Source organism: Nocardia sp. NBC_00416 (assembly GCF_036032445.1).
Taxonomy (GTDB): domain Bacteria; phylum Actinomycetota; class Actinomycetes; order Mycobacteriales; family Mycobacteriaceae; genus Nocardia.
In genome coordinates this window covers 6,949,152-6,975,198 of the sequence record NZ_CP107932.1, presented here as the reverse complement: position 1 = coordinate 6,975,198, position 26,047 = coordinate 6,949,152, and the positions used below count along the sequence as shown (strand labels likewise).

Sequence of the window (26,047 nt, the reverse complement as noted above, 5' to 3'; positions counted from 1 at the left end):
CGCGGCCGGCGGCCGCTGGTCCTCATGGTCCCCGCGCTGCTGGGCCTGGTGTTCCTGATGGTGCCCTTGGCCGGACTGCTGGTCCGCGCGCCCTGGCGAGATCTGCCGGACCGCCTGTTCAGCGCCGAGGTCGGGCAGGCGCTGCGCCTCTCGCTGGTGTGCGCGAGCCTGGCCACCGTGCTGTGCCTGGTGCTGGGTGTACCGCTGGCCTGGCTGCTCGCGCGCGGCGACCTCCCCGGACGCGGACTCGTGCGGGCGCTGGTCACGGTGCCGCTGGTGCTGCCGCCGGTCGTCGGGGGTGTCGCGTTGCTGTTGGTGCTCGGCCGGCGCGGGCTGGTCGGCCAGTACCTGTACGACTGGTTCGGGGTCGCGCTCCCGTTCACCACCGCGGGAGTGGTGGTGGCGGAAGCGTTCGTCGCGATGCCGTTCCTGGTGATCTCCGTGGAGGGGGCGCTACGCGGCGCCGACCCCCGCTACGAGGAGGCGGCCGCCACGCTGGGCGCCTCCCGCTGGCTGACCTTCCGGCGGGTGACCCTGCCCTCGATCCTGCCGGGTGTCGTGGCGGGCACGGTGCTCTGCTGGGCGCGGGCGCTCGGCGAATTCGGGGCCACCATCACCTTCGCCGGTAACTTCCCGGGCCGGACCACGACCATGCCGCTCGCGGTGTATCTGGCGTTGGAGACCGATCCGGCCGCGGCGATCGTGCTCAGCCTGGTGTTGCTACTTGTCTCGGTGGTGGTCCTGGCCGCATTGCGGGAACGCTGGCTGCGGGGGGTGCTGTGACCGTGACCGCCGCGCTGCGGGTGACCCGCGGCGATTTCTCGCTCGACCTGGACCTCACCCTGATGCCCGGGGAGGTCGTCGCACTGCTCGGACCCAACGGCGCCGGGAAGACCACCGCCCTGCGCGCGCTGGCCGGTCTCACCCCGCTGACCGGGGGTTCGATCCGGTTGGACGAACAGGTGTGGGATGCCCCGCCGGGCGAATTCGTTCCCGCCGAGCACCGTTCGGCGGGCGTGGTGTTCCAGGACTATCTGCTCTTCGCCCACCTCGACGCACTGGACAATGTCGCCTTCGGCCTGCGCGCCCGCGGAATGCGCCGGGCCGCCGCCCGCGACCGGGCAGCCGACTGGCTGAGCCGGGTGGGGCTGGCCGACTACACGCACGCCCGGCCGCGCGCGCTGTCCGGTGGTCAGGCCCAGCGGGTCGCGCTGGCCCGGGCCCTGGCCGTCGAACCGGCGCTGCTACTGCTGGACGAGCCCCTGGCCGCGCTGGACGCCGCCACCCGGGTCCGGGTGCGCTCCGAACTCTCCCGCCACCTCGGCGAATACTCCGGCCACACTCTGATGGTCACCCACGACCCGCTCGACGCGATGGTGCTGGCCGACCGACTCGTCATCGTGGAGGACGGTGCGGTGGTCCAGCAGGGGCCGCCGAGCGAGGTCGCGCGACGGCCGCGGTCGGATTATGTCGCGGATCTGGTGGGGCTCAATCTCTTCCGCGGTACCGCGGAAGGCACTCGGGTACAGCTGGACGGCGGCGGCGAACTCATCGTCGCCGAACCCGCCACCGGTCCCGTACATCTCACCTTCGCACCGGCGGCGGTCGGTCTGCACCCACGGCGTCCCGACGGCAGCCCCCGCAACACCTGGCCGGTGACGGTGGCAGGTCTCGAACAGCACGCGCACACCGTGCGGGTCCGGCTGGACGGTCCGGTACCGGCGCTGGCCGATATCACCGCCGCCACCGTCGCAGATCTGCGAATCCGCCCGGGGTCGGAGCTGTGGGCCGCGTTGAAGGCCACCGAGATCCACTGCTACCCCGCCTGACCCGGCGGCGCGTCAGCCGGCGATCCGGCGCAGACCGGTGTACTCCACGGCCGCGAACACCGCGACGAAGGCGGCGCCGGTGCGCCACCGGCCCACACGGTCAGCACGCCGGCACCGGGTCGGCAACCGTGGCCGACACCGGGTCGGTAACCGTGCGCGCCGCTCGGATCTACGAGATCCCCGTCGGCCACCTGCTTCTCAGAGATAGCTCGTACCGTTGACCAGCCGCACCGACGAACCACCATCGGGATAGAACTCCGCGACCGAGAGCGACGCCAGATCCAGGTGCAGCCGGTACAGCAGCGACGGGCCGACCCCCAACGCGAGTTGCAGCAGCGTCTTGATCGGCGTCACATGGCTCACCACCACGACGTTCCCGCCCGGATACCGCGCAACCAGATCGGCGCGCACCTGCTCCACCCGTTCCCGGACCTCGTCGAAACTCTCACCGCCGGGCGCCCGCAGCGACGGGTCGCCCAGCCAGCGGGCATGCAGATCCGGGTCGCGTTCGGCGGCTTCCTGGAACGTCAACCCCTCCCAGTCGCCGAAATCGGTTTCGGTGAGCCCCTCGACCACCCGCACCTCGATCCCGAGGGCCGCGGCGGCGGCCTCGGCAGTCTCCCGGGCACGACCCAGCGGCGAGGTCACGATGGCGGAGATATCGCCCTTGGCGGCCAGCATTTTCGCCGCCCGGGCCGCCTGCTCCCGGCCCACCGGGGTCAGCGGCGGATTGCCGCGACCCGAATAGCGCCGCTGGACCGAGAGTTCGGTCTGACCGTGCCGCAACAGCAGCAGCCGGGTGGGGCGCCCGGTGGCACCGGTCCACCCCGGGCCCGGGCCGGCGAGTCGCGCCGCCGCACTGCGGGAGTCACCGGCCGAATCGGCGGCGGCCGGGGACGACTCGGCCGCGCGCACCTCGTCGACCAGTTCACCGTCGTCCATGGCCTCGTTCGCCAGCCGATCGGCATGGGAATTCTCGGCCCGCGGAATCCACCGGTAGCCCACCCGCTCGAACCCGGCCGCCAACCGGCGCGCGCGATCGGCGAGCGGGACGAGAGCCGCGTGCTTGATCTTCCAACGGCCCGACATCTGCTCGACCACGAGTTTGGAGTCCATCCGCACCGAGACCACCCGCGCGCCGAGTTCGGCGGCGGCCTCCAGGCCGGCGATCAGCGCCCGATACTCGGCGACATTGTTGGTCGCCACACCGAGGGCTTCCTTACGTTCGGCGAGCACCCCGACCCGGTCCGCGTCGAACACCACGGCCCCGTAGCCTGCCGGGCCCGGGTTGCCCCGCGACCCGCCGTCGGCCTCGACGATCACCTCGCGCACGCTCATGCTGTGTCCTTTGTGCACGAGCGAGGGCCCTCCGTGGTTACACTCGCTGCCGCCTCCGGGCCTGACTCGCTCATGCTGTGTCCTTTGTGCACGAGCGAGGGCCCTCCGTGGTTACACTCGCTGCCGCCTCCGGGCCTGACTCGCTCATGCTGTGTCCTTTGTGCACGAGCGAGGGCCCTCCGTGGTTACACTCGCTGCCGCCTCCGGGCCTGACTCGCTCATGCTGTGTCCTTTGTGCTACTCGGGCTCCGCTGTCCGGCGCGGTCTCACAATCCGGATTCTTTGGTCCGCACCAGCACCGCACCGCATTCCGGGCAGCGCACCACCAGGTCGGGTGCGGTTTTCGCGATCCGGGCGATCTCGCCGCGATCCAGTTCGATCCGGCATGCCCCGCACCGCCGGGCCTGCAGCAGCGCCGCGCCGGTGCCGTGCGCGGTGCGCTGCCGGTCATAGATCTTGAGCAGCTCCTCCGGGAAGACACCGAGGAGTTTCGCGCGATCGTTCTCGCAGCGCTGCTGGGCCACGTCGAGGTCGGCGACCGCCTCGTCGCGGCGACCGCGCGCGACCTCGAGTTCGGATTCGGTCCGGTCGAGCCGGGCGCCGGCGTGTTCGTGGTCGGCCGCGGAGGCCTCACGGCGTTCCATCACCTCGAGCAGTTCGTCCTCGAGCACCGAGCGACGGCGTTCCAGACTCGTCAGCTCGTGCTGCAGTTCGGACAGCTGTTTGGCGCCGACCGAGCCCGCCTCCAGCGCGCCCTTGTCGCGATCCTCGCGTTTGCGGACCGCCTCGATCTCACCCTCGAGTTTGCGGATATCGCGATCGAGATCGTCCAGCACGATCTCCACGGCCACGGCCGCGTCCTTGTGCGCGTTGCGTTCCGCCTCGAACCGGTCGACCTCCTGCTGTTCGGGGAGAACACGGCGCCGGTGCGCAATCCGGGTCAGCTCGGTGTCGACCTCGGCGAGACGCAGCAGTTGGGCCTGAATCGATGGTTCGACATTCAACGCTAACGAACTCCCTGCACGCTGTGGACGGATAGAACGTCCACCGTACTCCGCGGGTCACGCGCCCGGACCGCCCACCGGTCCGAACTCGCCCGGACCGCGATCAGCCGCCGCAGCCGACCGTCCAGGGGTCGGTGCGCACGGTGGATACGCGCGTTTCCAGTTCCGGGTGGCCGTCGGCCACCACCGCGGCCGCCTGCGCGCACCAAGGGAACTCGGTGGCCCAGTGGGCGGCATCGATCAGCGCCGGGCCGGACCGCCGCAGATGTTCGTCGGCCGGATGATGGCGCAGGTCAGCGGTGAGGTAGGCGTCGACCCCGCGCCGGGTGACGGTATCGAGCAGCGAATCACCCGCCCCGCCGCAGACGGCCACCGTGCGCAGCACCCGGTCCGGATCGCCCGCCGCGCGCACTCCCCAGGTGGTCTCCGGAAGCGCGGCGGCCGCGCGGGCGGTGAACTCGCGCAACGTCAGCGGCTCGGCGAGCGTGCCGATCCGGCCCAGGCCGAGAGTGCCGGGCAGGCCGGCCCGTTCGGTCACGTGGTAGGCGGGTTCCTCGTAGGGATGCGCCGCGCGCAGCGCCGCCAGGACCGCCGCGCGAACGCCGGGGGCGGCGACCACCTCGAGGCGGTCCTCGACGACCCGGGACAGCTCGCCGACCGCGCCGGCGGCCGGGTTCGCGCCGTCGAGCGGCCGGAACTGGCCGATGCCCGGCGCCTGCCAGGCCGCTTCCCGGTAGTCCCCGGTGCCGCCCGCACCCGCGGCGAACAGCGCGGCGAGCACCGCGTCGGCATGCTCCGGCGGCACCTGCACGGTCCATTTGTCCACAGCGGCAACCGGTTTCGGGTCGATCGGACCCGTCACGGTCAGCCCGAGCGCCGCGGCCAGCGCGTCCGAGACGCCGGGGTCGGCGGAATCGGCGTTGGTATGCGCGGTGAACAGCGCGCAGCCCGCGCGGATCAGCCGATGCACCAGCGCCCCTTTGGGCCGGTCGGCCGAGACACTGTCCACGCCGCGCAGCAGCAGCGGATGGTGGGCCACCACGACCTGGGCGCCCCACCGCACCGCCTCGGCCACGACGGCTTCGGTGACGTCCACGGTGAACAGCACCCGCCGCACGACCTCCCCGGGATCGCCGCACACCAGTCCCACCGAATCCCACGGTTCGGCCAGCCGTGGCGGATAGGCCGTCTCCAGCGTCGTGACGAGTTCGGCAACGGTGACCACGGTGCACCTTTCTCTCGAGAGTCGATCGGCGACAATCATGGCGCACACCGCTATACGAGCCGACCCGCCGTCCGCAGCGCCTGCACGAGCCGGTCGACGTCCGCCGCCGGCCGGACCGCCACCCGCAGATGATCCGGTCCCAGACCCGGGAAGGTATCGCAACGACGGACCGCGATCCCCTTGCGGCGCAGATATTCGCGCAGCATATCCCCGTGTTCGACGCGGAGCAGCAGAAAAGGCGCCGTCGCCGGGAGCAGTACTTCCACACCGGCCTCGGTGAGCCGCTCGGCCATCTCCGCGCGGTCGTACCCGATGGCCAGGGCCCGCGCCTCGGCCTCGGAAAGCGCGCGCGATCCGGCGGTGGCGGTGATCGCGGCGAGCTGCAGCGTGCCCAGCGGCCAATGCGCCCGGCCCCGCACCAGCTGCCCCAGCACCGACGGATCTCCCAGGAAATAGCCGCAGCGCAGCCCGGCCAGGGCCCAGGTCTTGGTGAGGCTGCGCAGCACCAGCAGCCCGGCCCCCGCCGACACGGCCAGGGATTCCGGCTCGCCGGGCACCGCGTCCATGAACGCCTCGTCCACCACCACGATCCGCCCCGGGCGCAGCAGGGCGCGCACGGCGGCCGCCGGGTGCAGGACCGAGGTCGGGTTCGTCGGGTTGCCGAGCACCACCAGGTCCGCGTCCTCCGGGACCAAGGCGGGGTCCAGGACGTAGGGCGGTTCCAGCACCACCCGGCGCACCGGGACATCCGCCTCGCGCAGTGCCAGCTCGGGCTCGGTGAACGACGGATGCACCACCGCCGCCAGCCGCGGCCGCAGCCGCGGCAGCAGCGCGAAACCCTCCGCACCGCCGGTCAGCGGCAGCACATGGTCGGCCGGGACCCCGTGCCGGGCGGCCACCGCTTCCCGGGCGCTGCGGTCGTCCGCGGCGGCCGGATACCGGCCCAGCGTGTCGAGCGCGGCGGCCAATCGGTCACGCAACCACTTCGGTGGCCCGCTGCCCTGCACGTTCACCGCGAAATCGAGCAGGCCGGGCTGAGCTTCCACATCGCCGTGATGACGCAATCCGGCGAAATCGACATGATCGGCGAGCATGAGACGCACCCTACGTGGCGCTCGGGCCGATCGACCCGCCAGAATGGCTGTCGTGGGTGAACTGCACATATCGTTCGTCTGTACCGGCAATATCTGCCGGTCCCCGATGGCGGAGAAGATCCTGGCCGGGCATCTGTCCCGCGCCGGTCTGAGCGACCGTGTCCGGGTGAGCAGCGCCGGCACCCACGGCTGGCACGCCGGATCCGACGCCGATCCGCGCACAACCGAGACACTGCGCCGCCACGGCTACCCCACGGGCCACCGGGCCACCGGATTCGGCCCCGAGCACGCCGACGCCGATCTCGTCGTCGCGATGACCACCGAACACGACCGGAACCTGGCCGTCCGCGGCGTCCCGCACCAGCGCCGCCGGCTGCTGCGCAGTTTCGACCCGGCCGCCGACGGCACCGACGTACCCGACCCCTACTACGGGGAGACGGCAGAGTTCGAGCTGGTCCGCGCCCAGATCGAGGCGGCGGTCCCCGGACTGCTGGACTGGATCCACGCCGCGCTGGACGATCGCGCCCCCGTCACCGGCGGTGCGGCCTGATGCGCCGCCTCACCTTCCTGCTCCGCCCGGGCTGGCTGATCCTGGCCGCGGTCGTGGTCGCGTTCGCCTACCTGTGTTTCACCGTGCTGGCCCCCTGGCAGCTCGGTAAGAACGAGACCACCTCCGAGCGCAACCAGTTGATCGCCGAGTCGGTCGACGCCGACCCGGTCGACATCACCGACGCGCTGGACGGCGGCGCGGCCACCGAATGGCAGAAGGTGTACGCCGAGGGCGCCTACGTTCCCGATTCGACCGTGCTGGTGCGGTTGCGCCATCTCGACGGCGCACCGGCCTTCGGCGTCCTGTCCGCCTTCACCCTCACCGACGGTCGCACGCTGCTGGTGGACCGCGGTCTGGTGGCGGCCGTCGACGGCTCCCAGCCGCCCCCGATCACGCCCGCGCCGACCGGCGTTCAGCGGGTGGAGGGCCGGGTCCGGGTATCGGAGAACATCGACCCCGGACGCGTCCCCGCGGTTCAGGACGGCGTCCCGCACGTCTACTCGATCGACGTCCCGCAGGAGACCACGGTGCTCGGCCTGCCGCTGACGGCCGTCCCGGTGGGCGAACGCGGGGCCTATCTCCAATTGTCGGAGGAACAGCCGGGCGCGTTCGCACCGGTCCCGCTCCCCCAGCTCGACGCCGGACCGTACCTCTCCTACGGCCTGCAATGGCTCGCGTTCGGCGTCATGGCGCCGCTCGGACTCGGCTACTTCGCGTGGGCCGAGATCCGCGAACGCCGCAAACAGCGCACACCGGCGGCCGGTCCCGATCCCGCCGACCCGAGACCCACCGACCCCGAGCCGGTCACCACCGAGGCCCGCTTGGCCGACCGATACGGCCGCACCCGGTCCTGAGGCGCTGTCAGCGCCGCGTCCGGCCCGCGTGGCCGGCGCGGGCCCGACCTCGCGCACGTTCTCGCACGCTCGCGCACAGCAGCGCCACCGCCACCGCCGAACCCAGTGCCGCGAACTGAACCAGTTCGGACAACCGCACGGCCCGGCGCAGATCCGCGACGGTCGGCGGCTCGCCCGCACCCAGTTCGGGCCGCTGCTCTACGCCGTGCCGGTATTCGGTACGTCCCCCCAGCCGGACCCCGAGAGCGCCGGCCGCGGCCGCTTCCACCACACCCGCGTTCGGACTCGGATGTCGGCCGCCGTCGCGACGCCAGGTCCGCAGCACCGTCCCGGGCCGACCCCCGACACCCGGCGCCACCAGCGCGGTGAGCAGCCCGGTGAGCCGGGCCGGCAGCAGATTCGCGGCGTCGTCGAGCCGGGCCGCCGCCCAGCCGAAGCGCAGATAGCGCTCGTTGCGGTAGCCGATCATGGCGTCGAGGGTGTTGATCGCCCGATAGCCCAGCAGACCCGGAACCCCCGCCACCGCACCCCACACCAGCGGCGCGACGGTCGCGTCGGAGGTGTTCTCGGCGATGGACTCGAGCGTCGCCCGCGCCAGACCGTCGGCATCGAGCGCCTCCGGGTCGCGCCCGCACAGCGCGGGCAGCAGTTCTCGGGCGCCGGACAGATCCCCAGACTCCAGCCGCCGTGCCATATCCAGCCCGGTCCGGGTCAGGCTGCGACCGCCCAGCACCGTCCAGGTGGCCAGGGCCACCGGCACCGCGCCACCGCGACGCAGTGCGAGACCCGCACCCACCACCGACCCGACCAGGACCAGTTCGTGCGCCACCCCGGCGGCCCGGTGATCGGTGTAGGTCACCGACTCCACGCTCACCGCCACCGCGCCGAATCCCGCCACCGGGTGCCATCGCCGCGGGTCGCCGAACGCGCGGTCCAGGGTGAACCCGATCAACAACCCGGCCGCGGTGGACACGCCTCTACGCACCGGGTGAGCGTATCCACCGGCATCGCCGGGTCGTCGCCGGGCGCGTGACTCGGCCGTTCACCTGGTCCAGCGCCCGGAGAGCCTCGTCGTATCGGCGGCGGTCGAACCGGAACGGACCGAATGTCCCGTAGTCGCGCGCCGCGCGGTGCGGTTGCTCGAACGAATCCCACACCACCAGCGCCTCGGTGACCGCGATCCGCGTCAGCAGCGGCCGGCAACGAAACGGATATCGTTGGTGACCACACCGCATTGTCGCAGTGGGTGAGCGACCTGTCGCGGCGGTCCGGCGCACCGGTGTCACACTCGTGAGAGCTGCGTCGTCTACCGGCTGACACCGAATCCGCCCGGTACCGGGCACGACCGAACGGGGAACCGCAGTGACCGACCGACGCGCCGCCGCCGATCCTGCCGAGCTGGCCCGGAGCTTCGAGGAACTGCGCCCCTATCTGCGTCGCCTCGCCTACAGCACCCTCGGCAGCCTCGCCGACGCGGACGATATCGTCCAGGAGGCGTGGTTGCGGTTGCAGCGGCATCAGGAGGCCGGGAACGCGCCGATCGACAACCTGCAGGCCTGGCTCACCACGGTCACCGGACGGCTGGCATTGGATCAGCTCGGCTCCGCGCGGGTGCGGCGCGAACAGTACGTCGGGGAATGGCTGCCCGAGCCCGCTGTCGGGACCTGGGACGATCCGGCGGATCGGATCTCCCAGGACGAACGGGTCACCATGGCGCTGCTGGTGGTGCTGGAATCGCTGTCACCGGCCGAACGCACCGCCTTCGTTCTGCAGGACGTGTTCGGGATGTCGGGACCCGAGGTCGCCGACGTCGTCGGCCGCACCCCGGCCGCGGTCCGGCAGCTCGCCTCCCGCGCCCGTAAACGAGTCGAGGACGGCACCCCGCGATTCCCCGCTTCGCCCGACGAGCACGAGAAGGTCGTCTCGGCGTTCGCGGTGGCCTGGCGGTCCGGGGATATGGGCGCGCTGCTGGGTGTGCTCGACAGCGACGTGACGTTCACCGCCGACGGCGGCGGCAAGGTCGCCGCGGTCCGCAAGCCACTGCGGGGCGCCGAGTACATCGCCGAGGTGCTGGTCGGCTGGTATCGCGCGCCCGCGGCGGAGGCCGGCTGGGGCCGGATGATCGAGGTCAACGGCATGCCCGGCCTGCTGATCTTCGACGGACGGCACCACGGGATCTTCTCCTTCACCGTCGACCAGGGACGGATCACCGCCATCCACGCGGTACGCAATCCCGACAAGATGCGCGACCTCCCACTCGGCGACGGGCCCGAATGGCCGCTGCGCGAGCCCGGGCAGGGCTGACGCGCGCGGATCGTGGCGGTCGCGGCTCACCGCCTCTCCGGCGGCGGAGCCGGGCGCGTTAGGTTGCGTATATGAGGATCGAAGTCAGCGGACATCAGCCCGAGGTACACGACACCGCGTGGATCGCGCCGAATGCGTCCGTGATCGGCAAGGTGCGGCTCGAGGCCCAGGCCAGCATCTGGTACAACGCGGTACTGCGCGGCGATACCGAGCTGATCACCGTCGGCGAGCGCAGCAATATCCAGGACGGCTGCGTGCTGCACGCCGACCCCGGCTTCCCCACCACCGTGGGCGCCGGGGTGTCGGTCGGGCACAACGCGATCCTGCACGGGTGCACGATCGAGGACGACTGCCTGATCGGAATGGGTGCGACCGTGCTCAACGGGGCGGTGATCGGCCGGGGCAGCCTGATCGCGGCCAATGCGCTGATCCCCGAGGGCGCGCAGATCCCGCCGGGCTCGCTGGTGGCCGGTGTGCCGGGCAAGGTCCGGCGCGAGCTCACCGCCGAACAGCAGCGCGGGGTGGAGCTCAACGCCATGGTCTACCTGCACCACATGTCCGAGCATCAGTCGGCGAAGGAGCTCTGAGACCTTCGTCCCGGGACCGCACCGGACACATAATTGGACAAGCGTCCAGTAGGTGACTGATACGATGGGGACAACGAAAACGGGGAGACGGGCAAGCTCGAAACCCGCTGTCCTGCAAGGTGTCGGCGTTTCGGGCGGCCCGGACACGGGGCACGGGAACGTGTCCGGCAGGAGGTATGACGGGTGGCGTGCGAGCAGTCCGGGATGCGTCGGCCGACCGGACAGGTCAGCGTGGCGGATATAGCCGCTCAACCGGGAGGAATCGAGGCACTGCGGCGACGCGTGCACGAACTCCGTTCCCGAGGAGTCGATTTCGCGGCGAATGCGATCGAACACGAGATGGCCGAATTGGACCTGCCGCGGGAGTGATGCCCGGCACCAAACCAACGCGCAGGTCACTCGGCGCCCCGGACGTCCGATAAGGTGGGAAAACCATGTCTCCCGTACCGCCGATTCTGCAGCGCATCCTGGCCCAGCCCCCCGCCGACAGCGGGAAAGTGCTCGACAGTGCGTTATCGGCATTCCTGGACTTCGGGATCAAACGCACCAGCATGGGTGAGATCGCCCGCCGCGCCGGAATAAGCCCCGCGACCCTGTACCGCCGCTTCGAATCGAAAAACGACCTCGTCGAAGCCGTCACCATCCGCGAGGCGCAACGCTTCGTCGCCAAGATCGACGACCGGGTGCGCACGGTGGCCGGCTCCGAGGATCAACTCGTGGAGATCTTCGTCGCCTTCATCTCCGCCATCGCCGGAAATCCGCTGCTGATCCGGCTGCTGCGCACCGAACCCGATCTCGTCCTGCCCCGCCTCACCACCGAGGCCGGGCCCATCCTGGCCGTCGGCCGCACCTATCTGGCCGCGAAACTGCGCGAGCTCAACGACAGCGGTATCGATTTCGATCCCGACCTGATCGCCGAGATAATGGCCCGGCTGGCGCTGTCGCTGGCCCTCACCCCGGACGGCCTCATCCCGATCCAGGACGAGGCAGCGGGCCGCGAGTTCGCTCGCCGCACCCTACTGCCGATGGTGTCCGGTCACAGCGCCGGCTGATCTCCACTCAGCGCGAAGGACCGATAGACCAGCGCGTCCAACTCCGCCTGCGCCGCCGCACCGGGCTCCGGCTCCTCGGCGAACGCGCGCACCCGGTGCACGATCGCGGCGGCCACCGAGGTGCCCGGATCGGGTAACGGAAGCCGCGACACATACTGGGTGATCCAGCGCCGCCGGCCGGAATACAGGCGGTTGCCGCACATCGCGTCGTAGTACCGCAGGCCCAGCGCGGAGTTCGCGACACCCATCATCAAACAGGCCATATCCTCGGCGCCGCCGTCCCCACCCAGATCCGCCAGCGATATCCAGTAACAATCGCCGTTCACCACCGCACCGGAACGGTCCAGGGCGAAACGCGGCCGGTCGCTGATATCCGGGAACACCACCTTCGGGACCCGCCACAGATGCGGACGCTGCGGCACCCAGTGCTCGAACCATTTCCGGCCCGCGCCGGTGAGATAGGCCCGTGCCGCCAGCACCTCCCGATGCTGCTCCAGGTAGGCGGCGGTACGCGGATACCGGGCCAGATCCACCGGGACCCGGCGGGTCCGGGTGAGGTCGTACGGATACAGCACCCGGGTCGCGCGCGACCGCTCGATCCGCCACGGCCGCAGATCGTGATGGGTGATGAGATCGCACAGCAGCTCCGGCTCGGTCGCCGGATCCCCCCAATGCGCGGCGATGAAAACCTTGTCCGCGTTGGTTTTGATCCCCACCCGGATACGCCCGAGCTCCCCGAATGTCCGCCACATCTGCCGGGAGACCCCGCGCAACCAGTCGTCGTGCCCCACGCGCGACATCCGCCATCCCACCGACGTGTCGGCCGGTCCGGTCTCGGTCGCCAACTCCCCTACCGCCACCGTGAACCTGCGGCCGTGTCGCCACACCGTCGCACCGTCGGCGCCCCGCAGCGCCGCGAACAGGTCCGGATCCGCGACCGGCCCGCCGCGCGCCGAATCCGGCCGGTGCGCGGAATCCGCGACCTCGGCCAGCGCACCCCCGGCGGCGGATTCCGGCCCCGTCGGCCCACCCGGATCGTCCTCGTAGACCGAGGCATACCGGCAGTTCCCCCGCGCCCCGCCGCGCACCGCGATGGTCACCGCCGGCAATACCGCCGCCTCGAACAGTTTGGTGTCGCCCAGGTCGTACAGTTCCACCGGCGTCAGATCGGCCAGCAACACCGCCCGCAGGTTCGCGCCCGCCTTCGTGGTCAGGAACCGATTCGCACACAACAGCCCGAGCACTCCACCCGGTACCAGCAGCCGCGGCAACGCGGCGACGAACGGATGGGTCAGGTCGAACCGGCCACGCAGACCGAACTGACCCCGCAACGCCTGCGCCGTCACACCGCCGAGCTGCTGAGTGCGCACATAGGGCGGGTTCGCGATCACCGCGTCGAACGATTCGCCGGGCAACCCCGCGCAGTCGGCCAGAAAATCCGACTGCCGCCACTCGGCATCGACCCCCGCCTCTGCGGCGCGGCGCCGGGCCAGCGACAGCCCAGCCGGGTCCAGGTCGTAGCCGACCAATTCGACCGACGTTCCGGGTAGCCGCGCGGCGAGCGCGTCCCTGATCGCGAACAGCAGCTCACCGGACCCGCACGCCGGATCCAGCACCCGCACGCCTTGTCCGGGTACATCGATCCGCTCGGCGACCCGCCCGGCCAGAAACCCCGCGAGTGTCGCGGGTGTGTAGTGCCGGCCGTGCCGTTTACGCTCGCGAGCCCCCGCTCCATCGCGTCCCATCTGCGCATTGTCGTCGACTCGGGTGGGCGAGCAGATCATTTCCGGTGTATTCGGCCCACCTCCGGCGGGGCGGGAGCACTCACGCCCAGCGAAACGGAAGCCCACCCACGAAGGTCTGTGTTTTGGCGCCGCCTGCGGCGTTCGCGGGTCGAGGCCCCTGAGGGCCCGGCGTTCAGCCCTCGAGACTCGCGCCTGCGGCGCATGCGCTTCGAGGGCTGAACGCCGGGCCGGGCCTCGACCTTCGAGGGCCTCGCTGGACTCGGCGCAGGGAGGGGGTGACAGTTCGCGAAGGCGGACGTTTCACGGCTGCAGAGTGGCCCGCAAACTAGCTCACAGGGGGATGTTCTTGTGGTGACTCGGCCGCGAGGGTGCGGCGGCCAGCGCGGCGGCGATCACGCTGCGGGTGTGCGCCGGGTCGATGATCTCGTCGACGACCCCGATGGCCACCGCTCGTTCCACACCTCCGGCGATCGCCTCGTGTTCGGCGGTGAGCCGCTCGTGCAGGGCTTCGCGCTCCGCGTCGGGGGCGGCGGCCAGGGCCTTCTTGTGCAGGATGCCGACGGCGGCCTTGGCGCCCATCACCGCGACCTCCGAGCCCGGCCAGGCGAAGACCGCGGTGGCGCCCAGCGCGCGGGCGTTCATCGCGATGTAGGCGCCGCCGTAGATCTTGCGGGTCACCAGGGTGACCCGCGGGACCCGGGCCTCGGCGAAGGCGTGCAGCAGTTTCGCGCCGCGCCGGACCACGCCGTCCCATTCCTGACCCACACCGGGCAGATAGCCGGGCACATCGGTGATGACGACCAGCGGGATGCCGAAGGCATCGCACATCCGGACGAACCGGGCCGCCTTCTCCGCGCTCTTGGAATCCAGGCAGCCGCCCAGTCGCAGCGGGTTGTTCGCCAGTACACCGACGGTGCGGCCGGCCAGCCGGCCCAGGCCGGTCACCATGGAGCGGGCGTATCCGCCCTGCAGTTCCTCGAAGCTGGATTCGCCGTCGACATTGTCGAGCAGTTCGTGGACCAGTGGTTTGACGTCGTAGGCGCGTTTGGCCGAGGCCGGGAGCATGGCCCGCAGGTCGACATTGCCGTGTTCGGCGGCGACGAGATCGAATTCGCCCTGTTCGGCGAACATCGACACCAGCCGGCGTGCCCGGTGCACGGCGTCGGCCTCGTCGTCGGCGACGATATGGGTGACACCCGACTTCTTGCCGTGGGTTTCCGGACCGCCGAGGGTGACCATATCCACCTGCTCGCCGGTGACGCTGCGGACCACATCGGGTCCGGTGACGAATACGCGGCCCTCGGGCGCCATGATGACGATATCGGTGAGCGCGGGGCCGTAGGCGGCGCCGCCGGCGGCGAAGCCGAGCACCACCGAGATCTGCGGCACCAGGCCGGACGCGCGGACCATGGCCTCGAAGACCTGGCCGACCGCGTGCAGAGCTTCTACACCTTCGGCGAGCCGGGCGCCGCCGGAATGCCAGAGGCCGACCACCGGCGCTCCGGAGTCGATGGCGGTATCGATGGCGTCGACGATGTGCCGGCAGCCCTCCACACCCATGGCGCCGCCCATCACGGTGGCGTCCGAGCAGTAGGCGACGGTGCGGACGCCGTCGACCTCACCCACCCCGGCGAGCACACCGGACTTGTCGCGCGGGTGCAACGGCAGCAGGGTGCCGGGGTCGAAGAAGCGTTGCAACCGCCCGAGGGGATCACGCGGATCCGTCGCGGTGTCCTGATGGCGGGCCGGAGCGATAATCGTCATCGCGTTCTCTCCTCGAATGTGTGCGGCCGAAACGCGGGCCGCAGTTGTCGAAGCCCAGCGCGGGGCCGACCGGTGAACCGGCGGCCCCGCAGTGGGTCGTCGAACAATTCGATCGGGGTGCTATGCCCGACCGAAGGCGAGCGCGACATTGTGCCCACCGAAACCGAACGAGTTGTTGATCGCGTACTCGATCTCCTGGCGGCGGGCTTCGCCGGCCACCACGTCGAGGTCGATCTCTGGATCCTGGTTCTCCAGGTTCAGGGTCGGCGGCACGATACCGTCCCGAACGGCCAGCACGGTGAGCACGGACTCCAGCGCGCCGACGGCGCCGATCGAGTGCCCGAGCGCCGATTTGGGCGCGTAGACCGAGGCGTGGTTGCCCACAGCCAGGTTGATCGCCCTCGCCTCGGCGGTATCGCCGATCGGAGTGGCGGTGGCGTGCGCGTTGATATGGGTGATGTCCTTCTTGGACAGACCCGCGGTCTGCATGGCCCGGGTCATGGCGCGGGCGGCGCCCGTGCCCTCGGGGTCCGGCGCGACCAGGTGGAAGCCGTCGGAGGTGATGCCGGCGCCCAGCAGGCGGGCGTGGATGGTGGCCCCGCGCGCTTTGGCGTGCTCCTCGGTCTCGATGACCATGAGCGCGCCGGCCTCGCCGAAGACGAAACCGTCGCGGTCCTTGTCGAACGGCCGGGAGGCGGCCTTCGGGTCGTCGTTGCGGGTGCTCATCGCGCGCATCATGGTGAACGCGGCGATCGGCACGGCGTCGATGAAGCCCTCGACACCGCCGGTGACGACCATATCGGCGTCGCCCATGACGATCATCCGCCATGCGTTGGCAATGCCCTCCGAGCCCGACGAGCACGCCGAGACCGGAGTGACCACTCCTGCCCTGGCCTTCAGCTCGAGACCGACGACGGCCGACGGCCCGTTCGGCATGACCATCTGAACAGCCAGCGGCGAGATCTTGCGATAGCCCCCGTTCTTCAGCTTGTCTACCGAATCGATGAGCGCGTCACCGCCACCAAGTCCAGTGCCGATGGCCACACCCAGCCGGTCCGGATCGACCTCCGGGCTGCCCGCATTACGCCAGACCTCGCGGCCGAGCACGGTCGCGAGCTGCTCGACGTAGGCCATCCGGCGGATCTCGACCCTGCTCAGCAGGGTTTCGGGACGAACCTTCAGATGACCGCCGATGCGGACCGGTAGGTCGTATTCCTCGACGAAGGAATCCTCGAGAACGTCGATACCGCTCTCGCCGTTGAGGAGACCCTTCCACGTCGCATCGACGTCACCCGCGATCGACGTGGACGCCGCCAAGCTAGTAACGACGACGTTCGGGAAGTTCCCGTTCAAGGTGGAAGGAGTGGTCACGGTGTCGGCCCTACTCGGCGCTGTCGAACTTGGCCTTGAGCTCGGCGGCGGCGTCGGTGTTCTCCGCCTCGAGCTTCTGGATGTAGCCGACGGCGTCGCCGACGGTCTTCAGGCTGGCCAGGTCCTCGTCCGGGATCTTCACCCCGTACTTGTCCTCGGTCTGCACCGCGATCTCGACCATGGACAGCGAGTCGATGTCCAGGTCATCGACGAAGGACTTCTCGATGGTCACCTCGGAGGGTTCGATACCCGTCACCTCTTCGATGATCTTGCCGAGTTCCTCGACGATTTGTTCCTGGGTCAGAGCGGCCACTTCGTGGCTCCCTTCTCAATTTTTCCGGGTAGGGCTTTGCATATTTCTTCGGGTCGAGTAGACGAACAGTTACGTCACTCGGTGCCGTACTCCCGCGAGGTTTCGCGGAAACACGGCCGCAGGCACGCTAGCCCGAGCTCGTGAGCTCGGCCAGCGCGGGGATGTCCTCCGGGGTCTTCAGCGCCAGGTTGGGGGTGCCCTTGAGCTCCCGTTTGGCAATTCCGACCAGGGTTCCCGCCGGTGGCAACTCCGCCACCGCCGAAACGCCGGCCTGCCGGACGGTTTCGGTGCACAGATCCCACCGGACGGGCCGGGTGATCTGCGCGGCGAGCTTAGCCACCGCGTCCGCACCGGACTCGACCGGCTTGCCGTCGGAGTTCGACAGCAGCGGGCGAGTCGGTTCGTGCGGGGTGATCTCGGCGATCGCCGCCGCTACCGCCTGTCGAGCCGGGGCCATGAACTCGGTGTGGAACGCACCCGCCACCGGAAGCGCCCGGACCCGGGCCTTCTCCGGCGGATTCGCGGCCAGTTCGGCCAGTGCGTCCAGCCGTCCCGCCGCCACGATCTGTCCGGTGGCATTGCGGTTGGCCGGGACCAGTTCGAGTTCCTCGAGCCGAGCCAGCACGGCGGCCTCGTCGCCGCCGAGCACCGCGGACATCCCGGTCGGCTCCAGCGCGCACGCCTTCGCCATTTCGGTACCGCGGATGGCTGCCAGCGTAACCGCTTGGTCGGCCGAGATCACTCCGGCCACCGCGGCGGCGGCGAGTTCACCCACCGAATGTCCGGCCACGATGGTGTCGGCCGGTACCCGCCGCTCGCCGATCTCGGCGAAGGCGAGCAGTGCGGCCGCGACCACCAGCGGCTGAGTCACCGCCGTATCGGTGATCTCTTCGGCGGTCGCCTCGGTCCCGAGCCGGACCAAGTCCAGGCCCGATTCCTTCGACCACAGTGCGAGGCGGTCATGAGCGCCCGGCAGGTCGAGCCAGGGCGCGAGCATGCCGGGTGTCTGAGAGCCCTGTCCAGGGGCGAACAACGCGATCACGTACCTAAGAAAACACTGTGAGACCGCATTTGCGAGATGTCGACGCGAATAGAGCTTGCGGACAGGTTTTGTATGGTCCCCACAAAAGCCCGCGTGGGGTGTCCGGATCGACCGAATCGGGGTCGGCGTTACAGCCCATCCTTGTCCACTGGGACAAAAGAGTCCTCTGAGACCGGTGTTGACGATTCGTTACGTGTTCGTGTCAAACGGCCTACTGTGGCCGCGATTCGTAACACATACGCATCGCGCGGATTCAGCGGGTCCCGACCGGTGACTTCCCCGATCCGCTTCAGGCGATAACGCACAGTATTTGGATGAACGTACAGTTGACGGGCGCACATCTCGACCGCACCACCGCACTCCAGGTAGGCATCCAGGGTGTCCGCCAGGGCGGAACCCGCAGAAGCCAACGGAAGGACAAGGTACTCGACGAGCGCGTCGACCGCAGCTCGGTCCCCGAGCAGGGCACGTTCCGGGAGCAATTCCATGGCGTGTACCGGGCGCGGCGCCTCGCGCCAGCCGATCACCGCTTCCATGCCCGCCAGCGCTTCCAGGGCGCTACCGTGCGCGGCGCCCAGTGTGCGGGTCGTCGGTCCGATCACCACCGGACCGTCGGAAAACGCCTCGGTGAGCAGATCGGCCATGAACGGCGATGTGTGCAATGTGTCGCCCAACTGTCCGCTCACCACCATCACCAACCGCGCGCCCTGCACGACCGCCAGGGCGGCCCGGCCGTGCCGGGCCGCAATGGTGTGCACCGCGCCCACCACCGAGACGCCCTGATCCCGCGGCGGGGTACCCACCAGCACCGTCGCGGGCGCGGTGGCGTCCCAGTTGAGCGTGGCCGCCCGCGAGAGCATGTCGGGTCCGGTATCGCCGCGCACCACCGCGTCCACCACGAGCGCTTCCAGGCGGGTATCCCAGGCGCCCCGGGATTCGGCCGCGCTGGCGTACACCGAGGCGGCCGCGAAGCCGAGCTCACGCCCGTATCGCAGCACCGCCTCGGTGAGCGCGACCAGTTGCCGGTCGTTGCGCGCCAGTGCAGGCAGCCACTGTTCGAAGAACTCCATGGCCACCCGCACCATGTCCACGGTCTGGCGCAGCGTCAGCCGCCGCGCCAGATCCTGCGGGATGACCTGGAAGGCGTCCAGGCTGAACCGGATATCACTGTCCGGATCCTGTAGCCATTCCAGGAAGTTGACCACCGCGGTCTGCACCAGCATCTGGACCCCGGCGCGCTGCGCGGCGTCCAGATCGGCGAAGAACGGCAGCCGGTCCTGCATCGACCCCACTGCCTCGGTGGACAGCCGGCCGGAGAACTGCTTGACGCGTTTGAGCAGCGTGTCCGGCAAAGGGTCGCGGGTCTGCCGGTTCGGTGACAGCGCACCTGTCGGCAGATACACCTCGTGCTCGTTGGAGCCCTCGGTGACCCGGCGGGGCCGCGGTGGTCTGCGTTCGATCATCGAACCGCCGTCACTCCGCGTCTCCGGCCCCGCCGGCGGTGAACTCCGGCGCGGCCGACACATCGTCGATCCGGTACCTGGCGGCGGCCTCGGCGGCCTTCGCCGGATCGAGCCGGCCGATCCGGCCCAGTCCGGCCAGAGCGGCGACCACGATGGATTCGGCGTCGACATTGAACACGCGGCGAGCCGCCGGGCGCGTATCGGAGAAGCCGAACCCGTCGGTACCCAGCGTGGTGAAATCGCCCGGCACCCATTTACGGATCTGATCCGGCACGGCACGCATCCAGTCGGTGGCGGCCACGAACGGCCCCTCGGCACCGGCCAGGGCCCGGGCCACATACGGCTGCCCCGGATCCTCGCCCGGATGGTGCAGCGCCTCGATCTCCAATTCGAGGGCCTCGCGGCGCAGCTGACCCCAGGACGTCACCGACCAGACGTCGGCGGCCACACCCCAGTGGTCGGCGAGCAACTGCTGGGCCCGCAGACCGTCGGGCACGGTGACCCCGGAGACCAGGATCTGCGCCCGGACATCGCCCGCGCCACCCTTCTTGTACAGGTACAGCCCCTTGAGCAGCCCGTCGATATCGAGTCCCTCGGGCTCGGCCGGCTGCTGGTAGGGCTCGTTGTACAGGGTGATGTAGTAGAAGATGTTCTCGCCGCCGAACCCGTCGACGCCCGGCGTACCGCCGTACATCCGACGCAGGCCGTCCCGCACGATATGGGCGATCTCGAACGAGAACGCCGGATCGTAGGACACCACCGCCGGGTTGGTGGACGCCAGCAGCAGCGAATGTCCGTCGTTGTGCTGCAGGCCCTCACCGGTGAGCGTGGTGCGGCCGGCGGTCGCGCCGAGGACAAAACCGCGCGCCAGCTGATCGGCCGCGGCCCACAGACCGTCGCCGGTGCGCTGGAACCCGAACATCGAATAGAAGATGTAGAGCGGGATCATCGGCTCGCCGTGCGTGGCGTACGAGGTGCCGACCGCGGTGAACGACGCCGTGGAACCGGCCTCGTTGATGCCCTCGTGCAGGATCTGCCCGACCGTGCTCTCCTTGTAGGCGAGCATCAGTTCCGCGTCGACCGAGGTGTAGAGCTGGCCGTTGCGGTTGTAGATCTTCAGCGACGGGAACCAGGAATCCATACCGAAGGTGCGGGCCTCGTCCGGGATGATCGGCACGATGCGCTTGCCGATCTCCTTATCGCGCAGCAGTTCCTTCATGAGCCGCACCAGCGCCATGGTCGTGGCGACGTTCTGCTTCCCGGACCCCTTGCGCACCGATTTGTACGCCTCGTCGCCGGGCAGCTTCAGCGGTGCCACGTCGGTCCGCCGCTCCGGCAGATACCCGCCGAGCGCCTTGCGGCGATCCAGCATGTACTGGATCTCCTTGGTCTCCGCACCCGGGTGGTAATACGGAGGCAGGTACGGATCCTTCTCCAGCTCGGCATCGCTGATCGGGATCCGCTGCAGGTCGCGGAAGTCCTTCAGATCCTGCAGGGTCAGCTTCTTCATCTGGTGCGTGGCATTGCGGCCCTCGAAATGCTTCCCGAGGGTGTAGCCCTTGATGGTCTTGGCCAGGATCACCGTCGGCTGACCCTTGTGCGCCAGCGCCGCCGCATAGGCCGCGTACACCTTGCGGTAGTCGTGACCGCCGCGCTTGAGGTTCCAGATCTCCTGATCCGACAGGTCCTGGACCAGTGCCTTGGTGCGCGGGTCGCGGCCGAAGAAGTGGTCGCGGACATACGCGCCGTCGTTGGCCTTGTAGGTCTGGTAGTCACCGTCCGGGGTGCTGTTCATCAGGTTCACCAGCGCGCCGTCGCGGTCGGCGCCCAGCAGCGCGTCCCACTCGCGACCCCAGATCACCTTGATGACGTTCCAGCCCGCGCCGCGGAAGAACGACTCCAGTTCCTGGATGATCTTGCCGTTACCGCGGACCGGGCCGTCCAGGCGCTGCAGGTTGCAGTTCACCACGAAGGTCAGATTGTCCAGACCCTCCATGGCCGCTACCTGGGCCAGGCCGCGCGATTCGGGTTCGTCCATCTCGCCGTCGCCCAGGAACGCCCACACGTGCTGATCGGAGGTGTCCTTGATCCCGCGATCGTGCAGGTAGTGGTTGAACCGCGCCTGATAGATGGCGTTCATCGGGCCCAGGCCCATCGACACCGTCGGGAATTCCCAGAAATCGCTCAGCAGCCGCGGATGCGGATACGAGGGCAGACCCTTGCCGAGGCCGCCGTGGCTGTATTCCTGACGGAAACCGTCGAGCTGATCGGTGCTCAGTCGGCCTTCGAGGAAGGCGCGAGCGTAGATACCGGGCGAGGCGTGACCCTGGATGAAGATCGAATCGCCGCCGCCGGAATGGTCCTTGCCGCGGAAGAAATGGTTGAAGCCGACCTCGTAGAGCGCCGCAGAGGACGCGTAGGTCGAGATATGGCCGCCGACGCCGATACCCGGGCGCTGCGCGCGGTGCACCATGATGGCGGCGTTCCAGCGAATCCAGGCCCGGAAGCGCCGCTCGGTCTCCTCGTCGCCGGGGAACCAGGGCTCGTTCTCGGTCGGAATGGTGTTGACGTAATCGGTGGACGTCAGCGCGGGAATGGACACCCGGCGCTCACCGGCGCGCTCGAGCATCCGCAACATCAGGTAGCGGGCCCGGCCGGGGCCCTCACGCTCGAGCATCTCATCGAAGGACTCGAGCCATTCGCTGGTCTCCTCCGGATCTATATCCGGTAGGTAGGACGCCACTCCTTCACGAATCACGCGGACTCGGCCACCGGGCGGCACGCCGTTGGCGTCGCGAGGGGTGGGAGCGGAACCCGGCACAGCGGATTCCGCCGGGACGCCAGAGTGGATCAGATCGGTCAAAACTGCTCCTCGTACAGGGGGTGGTCGAGCTGATGGCTGCGGTGACCCCGAGCGGCCCGCTGGTGTGCGGATCACTCGTGACGACTATTCCGGGCGCGCCCGCGTCCTCGCGTGGCGCGTCCCACATCATCATGTCAGCCGCCGATCCAGTACCGTTCGACAGGCAGCGGTTACCGAGGAGTCGGGAGGACGATGGAAGGGCTGGATCCGCGCCGATTCGGGCTGGTGTGCGCCGCGGCGGCACTGGTCGCCGGCGCGACCGTGACGGGTTGCGCGCAGCAGGTCGCAGGTATGGCGACACCCAACGCCGCCGAAGCGACCGCCTACCGCAACGCCGCGTCGTCCTCGTCCGCCGCTGCCACGTCCTCGCAGATCGCCGCGGCCCGCGACAAGGCCATCTCCGACAACTGCACCCTGTTCCCGGGCACCACCGGGGTGGGGGTGAGCAAGTACAACGACTTCGTCGACGCGCACGACGACAACGCCCCCGACTACGCCGCCAAACGCGACGGCGCGGTGACCGCGTTGGAGGATGCCGCCAAACAGGTCGAGGGCGGAGTGAACACCGCGGGCACCCAATTGCCCGAGGAGCTGAAGACCAAATTCACCGCCTACGTCGATGCCGCCCGCGGCCTCGCCCAGGCGACCCGGGAGATGAGTTACACCTCCCCCGTAGGACCTCTCAACGATGCGAGCAAGCGTGTGAACGACGCGCGCAACGCGGTGCGCGATGCCTGCCCCAGCTGACCCGGATCGCCCGTCACCAGGGGTTTATCGCGACATCGAATATTTGATCTACCCGATCGGCTTGCGTTAGGGCCGATAACCATGTTCGCTTGCAGATATCTGTAGTCGGGAGTTGAGGAGGACGCCACCGTGGTCGCCGCGGCGGACGATCAGAATTTCGCTCAGAAGCTTGGCATCACCCACGGCTTGGTTGTCCAGGAGCTGGGTTGGGACGAGGACACCAACGACGACCTTCGGGCCGACGTCGAAGAGACATCCGGCAGTGAACTGCTGGACGAGGGCTCCGACGAGGTCATCGATGTCGTCCTGCTGTGGTGGCGGGACGGCGACGGTGACCTGGTAGACGAGCTGATGGAGGCAATCGGCCCACTCGCCGACGACGGGTTCATCTGGGTGCTCACCCCCAAAACCGGTAACGACGGCCATGTCGATCCCAGTGAGATCGCCGAGGCCGCACCCACCGCGGGGCTCACCCAGACCTCGGCCATCAAACTCGGCGAATGGTCGGCCAGCCGACTGGTGCAGCCCAAGGCCCCCACCAAGCAGCGCTGAGCCGCCCATAGCTGTCGGCGCACCTCTCGACGATGTGCGCTGCCCGAGATTTGGAGGAACCTCATGCCCCTAGAGGTCGGCACGCAGGCGCCGGAGTTCACCCTCAAGGATCAGAACAATCAGGAAGTCTCGCTGTCGGACTATCGCGGCGAGAAGAACGTCCTGATCGTCTTCTACCCCTTGGCCTTCACCGGCATCTGCCAGGGTGAACTCTGCAAGGTCCGCGACGAGTTGCCGCGGTTCCAGAACGACAACACCGAGATCATCGCGATCTCGGTCGGTCCGCCGCCCACCCACAAGATCTGGGCGGCCGAACAGGGCTACACCTTCCCGCTGCTGTCGGATTTCTGGCCGCACGGCGCGGTGGCCCAGGAGTACGGCGTCTTCAACGACACCACAGGTTTCGCCAACCGCGGCACCTTCGTCGTCGACCGGGAGGGAATCATCCGTTTCGCGGAGATGAACGGTCCCGGAGAGCCCCGTGACCAGGCGGCTTGGGAGAAAGCGCTCGCCGCGCTAGATTCATAGACCGGTCCCCCGGACAGCGCTCCGGGGGATACGGGCGTATAGCTCAGCGGTAGAGCTCTGGTTTTACACACCAGCGGTCGGGGGTTCGAACCCCTCTGCGCCCACAGCTGAATTGCCGGTCGGCCCCGACCCGCACCCGGTACGGCGGGCCTGCACCGGCGCGGTCTCGAAGCCCATCTCCTGTAGGCGATCCCGGCGATCGACTCAGGGGCAGGCCGGTCACATCCTCGCCATCGACGGCGAGGACGTCGAAGCTGCACCGGCACCGCGGAGATCAAGGCCCACGGCTGGGGCACGTGCATGCGGCGCTGCAGCAGCCCGGACGACGGGGTCACGGCCAAGTTCTGCGCGATGATCTCCCCGTCCACCACCAGCCCTGCCGGATCGCTCGACCAGCGCATCGTGGACCAAGGTCGAGAACGCGCTCGACCAAGAGATCGTGATCGTGGGCTGGAAACCGGGAGCCGGTCGGCGCGCAGGCCACATGGGCTCACTACTGATGGCCGTCCACGACGACGACGGCGGCGGCCAACTCATCTACATCGGCAACGTCGGTACCGGCTGGGCCGTCCAGATGCTCGACGAGCTTCGAACGAAACTTGAACCGCTGCCACGAAAGATCGCGACCGTCGAGTCCGATGCGCCCGGTGCGGTGTACGTCGAACCGCGGATCGTGGGCGAAGTCTCGTTCACCGAGAGGACGTCGGACGGTCGGCTGCGTCAGCCGAGCCGGCGCGGCTTACGCCTTGGGTCTGGGCAAAGATCAGGTTTCACGAGATGGTGTGCCTGCCTCGCCCTCCGCCTTCTGTGCTTGTTGTGCGAGCGCGGTAAGAGCGTTCAAGTGTTCGTAGTACGCCGTACGGCCGTGTTCGGTCAAGGCGAGCCATGTCTTCGGTCTGCGCCCGACATATCCTTTCGTGATCGTGAGGTATCCGGCGGCCTCGAGCACGGTCATCGCCTTCGACAGTGTGGACTTGTTCATCTCACACAGGTCGGTGATCGTGCCGAATTCCGCCTCGCGGCACCCGCCCAGAAACGCAACCACTTTCAGGCGCGGCAGCGAGGCCAGCACTGTACTCAGTTCCGCCACAGCGCGACCCGCGGTCGTGCCAGCTGGACCCACATCCACACGCCCATGACCAGGGCGAAGGCACTTCCACTGAAAAAGACGAAGGCTACGGCCGGCGGTAGCCCGCCCAGGGCCACCCGCTTCCAACGCTGCGCGGGTTCCTCGGCCAGAGGCCGGGGCATGACACCGCCGGTCCTCCATGCTCGAATCACCCACGCCAGGAAGAGCCCGAATGCGGGCGCCACCACGATTCCGGCTACCCCGCGAACGGTGATCGTCCAGTCGAAGAGCATGCCGATCGTGTCGCCGATCAGGAAGAAGGTGCCGAAGCACAGCAGCGCGGCCAACGATGGCACCCAGCGGCGTTGAGCCGTTGCGCTGCGGGCTCGACGGGTGGCGGCCGAGGCGAGGTCCAGCGCGGCTTGTGGGGTCAGTTCGTCACTCACACACGCAGCATAATCAACTAGTTTCCAATCGCCAACTAGTATCCGGGTTCTGCTCCGACGGCGAACAGCGGCGCCCGAACTGCGGAGCGTCGAAACGGCCCCTTACAGAAAGGCCGGCACTGCCAGGGTGGTGTCGGCCGAAAACAACAGGCCTCGCGACAAGCGCCGATTCGGCGGGCGACCCGCGACGGCCATGAGCCCCGGGCAGTGCCTGTTGAATCGGCGACGCGGACCTGCAACGTGCGGTCGGCGAAGCGAGGTGGGAGACCATGCCGACTTCAGCCAGGGCGAGTGAGCAGTAATGCCG

24 protein-coding genes, 1 tRNA gene and 1 pseudogene are annotated in these 26,047 nt (G+C 69.2%); 12 read left to right on the top strand and 14 right to left on the bottom strand.

Features of this window, described 5'->3' with window-relative positions:
- The first annotated feature begins 24 nt into the window (after positions 1-24).
- Both modB and OG804_RS30225 read left to right on the top strand, forming a co-directional pair.
- Positions 25-783, top strand: a complete 759-nt coding sequence (gene modB / locus OG804_RS30230) for a molybdate ABC transporter permease subunit (RefSeq protein WP_328398837.1) — start codon at positions 25-27, stop codon at positions 781-783.
- Positions 780-1,829 carry an ABC transporter ATP-binding protein gene (locus tag OG804_RS30225; RefSeq protein ID WP_328392035.1) on the top strand — a complete coding sequence of 350 codons (1,050 nt, stop codon included), beginning with the start codon at positions 780-782 and terminating at the stop codon, positions 1,827-1,829. Before modB ends, OG804_RS30225 begins: the two co-directional genes overlap by 4 nt.
- Positions 1,830-2,027: 198 nt before the next feature.
- On the opposite strand, the gene OG804_RS30220 is transcribed toward OG804_RS30225, so the two are convergent.
- The 4 genes from OG804_RS30220 to cobC form a co-directional block, all read right to left on the bottom strand.
- Complete coding sequence (locus OG804_RS30220; RefSeq protein WP_328392034.1) at positions 2,028-3,167, bottom strand: bifunctional RNase H/acid phosphatase; 1,140 nt, start codon at positions 3,165-3,167, stop codon at positions 2,028-2,030.
- 266 nt (positions 3,168-3,433) lie between these two features.
- Positions 3,434-4,171, bottom strand: coding sequence for a zinc ribbon domain-containing protein (locus OG804_RS30215; RefSeq protein ID WP_328392033.1), 738 nt, complete (start codon positions 4,169-4,171; stop codon positions 3,434-3,436).
- A gap of 103 nt (positions 4,172-4,274) precedes the next feature.
- Positions 4,275-5,435 (bottom strand): Nif3-like dinuclear metal center hexameric protein, encoded by a 1,161-nt coding sequence (locus tag OG804_RS30210; protein ID WP_328392032.1) that lies wholly within the window; start codon positions 5,433-5,435, stop codon positions 4,275-4,277.
- An 11-nt stretch (positions 5,436-5,446) separates the two neighbouring features.
- Positions 5,447-6,490: an Rv2231c family pyridoxal phosphate-dependent protein CobC gene (cobC, locus tag OG804_RS30205; RefSeq protein ID WP_328392031.1), complete on the bottom strand. Its 1,044-nt coding sequence runs from the start codon at positions 6,488-6,490 to the stop codon at positions 5,447-5,449.
- Positions 6,491-6,533: 43 nt separating this feature from the next.
- Between cobC and OG804_RS30200 the strand changes: the two genes are divergently transcribed.
- Together OG804_RS30200 and OG804_RS30195 are read left to right on the top strand one after the other, a co-directional pair.
- On the top strand, positions 6,534-7,040 hold the full coding sequence (locus OG804_RS30200) for a low molecular weight protein-tyrosine-phosphatase (protein WP_328392030.1): 507 nt from the start codon (positions 6,534-6,536) through the stop codon (positions 7,038-7,040).
- The gene (locus OG804_RS30195) at positions 7,040-7,894 is read left to right on the top strand and encodes an SURF1 family cytochrome oxidase biogenesis protein (RefSeq protein WP_328392029.1); all 855 of its coding nucleotides are present in this window, start codon (positions 7,040-7,042) and stop codon (positions 7,892-7,894) included. Before OG804_RS30200 ends, OG804_RS30195 begins: the two co-directional genes overlap by 1 nt.
- A 7-nt stretch (positions 7,895-7,901) precedes the next feature.
- Here the strand turns inward: OG804_RS30195 and OG804_RS30190 are convergent, their stop codons facing one another.
- Positions 7,902-8,879, bottom strand: coding sequence for a cobalamin biosynthesis protein (locus tag OG804_RS30190; RefSeq protein ID WP_328392028.1), 978 nt, complete (start codon positions 8,877-8,879; stop codon positions 7,902-7,904).
- Between the two features lie 377 nt (positions 8,880-9,256).
- Here OG804_RS30190 and sigJ point away from each other — a divergent pair, with 377 nt between their 5' ends.
- The 3 genes from sigJ (at position 9,257) to OG804_RS30175 (ending at position 11,837) form a co-directional block, all read left to right on the top strand.
- A complete protein-coding gene (gene sigJ, locus OG804_RS30185; RefSeq protein WP_328392027.1) occupies positions 9,257-10,198 on the top strand; it encodes an RNA polymerase sigma factor SigJ in 942 nt (313 codons plus the stop codon).
- A 71-nt stretch (positions 10,199-10,269) separates the two neighbouring features.
- Entirely contained in the window at positions 10,270-10,785 is a 516-nt protein-coding gene (locus OG804_RS30180) for a gamma carbonic anhydrase family protein (RefSeq protein WP_328392026.1), read from the top strand.
- Between the two features lie 434 nt (positions 10,786-11,219).
- A complete protein-coding gene (locus tag OG804_RS30175) occupies positions 11,220-11,837 on the top strand; it encodes a TetR/AcrR family transcriptional regulator (protein WP_328392025.1) in 618 nt (205 codons plus the stop codon).
- Here OG804_RS30175 and OG804_RS30170 read toward each other — a convergent pair.
- The 7 genes from OG804_RS30170 to aceE form a co-directional block, all read right to left on the bottom strand.
- Positions 11,822-13,582: an Eco57I restriction-modification methylase domain-containing protein gene (locus OG804_RS30170; protein WP_328392024.1), complete on the bottom strand. Its 1,761-nt coding sequence runs from the start codon at positions 13,580-13,582 to the stop codon at positions 11,822-11,824. The two genes, OG804_RS30175 and OG804_RS30170, sit on opposite strands and share 16 nt — an antisense overlap.
- 330 nt (positions 13,583-13,912) lie before the next feature.
- Positions 13,913-15,346 (bottom strand): acyl-CoA carboxylase subunit beta, encoded by a 1,434-nt coding sequence (locus OG804_RS30165; RefSeq protein WP_328392023.1) that lies wholly within the window; start codon positions 15,344-15,346, stop codon positions 13,913-13,915.
- Between the two features lie 120 nt (positions 15,347-15,466).
- Positions 15,467-16,717: a KasA/KasB family beta-ketoacyl-ACP synthase gene (locus OG804_RS30160; RefSeq protein ID WP_328392022.1), complete on the bottom strand. Its 1,251-nt coding sequence runs from the start codon at positions 16,715-16,717 to the stop codon at positions 15,467-15,469.
- 10 nt (positions 16,718-16,727) lie between these two features.
- The gene (acpM, locus tag OG804_RS30155; protein WP_328392021.1) at positions 16,728-17,030 is read right to left on the bottom strand and encodes a meromycolate extension acyl carrier protein AcpM; all 303 of its coding nucleotides are present in this window, start codon (positions 17,028-17,030) and stop codon (positions 16,728-16,730) included.
- Between the two features lie 127 nt (positions 17,031-17,157).
- Positions 17,158-18,072: an ACP S-malonyltransferase gene (locus OG804_RS30150; RefSeq protein WP_328392020.1), complete on the bottom strand. Its 915-nt coding sequence runs from the start codon at positions 18,070-18,072 to the stop codon at positions 17,158-17,160.
- A gap of 128 nt (positions 18,073-18,200) precedes the next feature.
- Positions 18,201-19,535: a PucR family transcriptional regulator gene (locus tag OG804_RS30145; RefSeq protein WP_328392019.1), complete on the bottom strand. Its 1,335-nt coding sequence runs from the start codon at positions 19,533-19,535 to the stop codon at positions 18,201-18,203.
- 10 nt (positions 19,536-19,545) lie between these two features.
- A complete protein-coding gene (aceE, locus tag OG804_RS30140; RefSeq protein WP_328398835.1) occupies positions 19,546-22,356 on the bottom strand; it encodes a pyruvate dehydrogenase (acetyl-transferring), homodimeric type in 2,811 nt (936 codons plus the stop codon).
- A 234-nt stretch (positions 22,357-22,590) separates the two neighbouring features.
- Here aceE and OG804_RS30135 point away from each other — a divergent pair, with 234 nt between their 5' ends.
- The 5 genes and pseudogenes from OG804_RS30135 to OG804_RS32460 all read left to right on the top strand — a co-directional run.
- The gene (locus tag OG804_RS30135; RefSeq protein WP_328392018.1) at positions 22,591-23,145 is read left to right on the top strand and encodes a hypothetical protein; all 555 of its coding nucleotides are present in this window, start codon (positions 22,591-22,593) and stop codon (positions 23,143-23,145) included.
- A gap of 129 nt (positions 23,146-23,274) precedes the next feature.
- Complete coding sequence (locus OG804_RS30130) at positions 23,275-23,697, top strand: DUF3052 domain-containing protein (protein WP_328392017.1); 423 nt, start codon at positions 23,275-23,277, stop codon at positions 23,695-23,697.
- Between the two features lie 63 nt (positions 23,698-23,760).
- The gene (locus OG804_RS30125) at positions 23,761-24,225 is read left to right on the top strand and encodes a peroxiredoxin (protein WP_328392016.1); all 465 of its coding nucleotides are present in this window, start codon (positions 23,761-23,763) and stop codon (positions 24,223-24,225) included.
- A gap of 32 nt (positions 24,226-24,257) precedes the next feature.
- Positions 24,258-24,329, top strand: a tRNA-Val gene (locus OG804_RS30120).
- A gap of 380 nt (positions 24,330-24,709) precedes the next feature.
- A pseudogene (locus OG804_RS32460) lies at positions 24,710-24,958 on the top strand (ATP dependent DNA ligase); the annotation flags it as partial.
- A gap of 30 nt (positions 24,959-24,988) precedes the next feature.
- Here the strand turns inward: OG804_RS32460 and OG804_RS30115 are convergent.
- Together OG804_RS30115 and OG804_RS30110 are read right to left on the bottom strand one after the other, a co-directional pair.
- Entirely contained in the window at positions 24,989-25,315 is a 327-nt protein-coding gene (locus OG804_RS30115) for a transcriptional regulator (protein WP_328392015.1), read from the bottom strand.
- Positions 25,303-25,740 (bottom strand): hypothetical protein, encoded by a 438-nt coding sequence (locus tag OG804_RS30110; RefSeq protein WP_328392014.1) that lies wholly within the window; start codon positions 25,738-25,740, stop codon positions 25,303-25,305. The genes OG804_RS30115 and OG804_RS30110 overlap by 13 nt, the downstream gene beginning before the upstream one ends.
- Between the last annotated feature and the right edge of the window lie 307 nt (positions 25,741-26,047).

Bases quoted from the DNA above. Each gene is read 5' to 3' on its own strand.
- OG804_RS30195 (WP_328392029.1), top strand. From the start codon at position 7,040: ATGCGCCGCCTCACCTTCCTGCTCCGCCCGGGCTGGCTGATCCTGGCC.
- OG804_RS30125 (WP_328392016.1), top strand. From the start codon at position 23,761: ATGCCCCTAGAGGTCGGCACGCAGGCGCCGGAGTTCACCCTCAAGGAT.
- cobC (WP_328392031.1), bottom strand. From the start codon at position 6,490: ATGCTCGCCGATCATGTCGATTTCGCCGGATTGCGTCATCACGGCGAT.
- OG804_RS30145 (WP_328392019.1), bottom strand. From the start codon at position 19,535: ATGATCGAACGCAGACCACCGCGGCCCCGCCGGGTCACCGAGGGCTCC.
- OG804_RS30175 (WP_328392025.1), top strand. From the start codon at position 11,220: ATGTCTCCCGTACCGCCGATTCTGCAGCGCATCCTGGCCCAGCCCCCC.
- OG804_RS30135 (WP_328392018.1), top strand. From the start codon at position 22,591: ATGGAAGGGCTGGATCCGCGCCGATTCGGGCTGGTGTGCGCCGCGGCG.
- OG804_RS30200 (WP_328392030.1), top strand. From the start codon at position 6,534: ATGGCTGTCGTGGGTGAACTGCACATATCGTTCGTCTGTACCGGCAAT.
- OG804_RS30210 (WP_328392032.1), bottom strand. From the start codon at position 5,435: ATGATTGTCGCCGATCGACTCTCGAGAGAAAGGTGCACCGTGGTCACC.
- OG804_RS30180 (WP_328392026.1), top strand. From the start codon at position 10,270: ATGAGGATCGAAGTCAGCGGACATCAGCCCGAGGTACACGACACCGCG.
- OG804_RS30220 (WP_328392034.1), bottom strand. From the start codon at position 3,167: ATGAGCGTGCGCGAGGTGATCGTCGAGGCCGACGGCGGGTCGCGGGGC.
- modB (WP_328398837.1), top strand. From the start codon at position 25: ATGGTCCCCGCGCTGCTGGGCCTGGTGTTCCTGATGGTGCCCTTGGCC.
- OG804_RS30165 (WP_328392023.1), bottom strand. From the start codon at position 15,346: ATGACGATTATCGCTCCGGCCCGCCATCAGGACACCGCGACGGATCCG.
- OG804_RS30170 (WP_328392024.1), bottom strand. From the start codon at position 13,582: ATGGGACGCGATGGAGCGGGGGCTCGCGAGCGTAAACGGCACGGCCGG.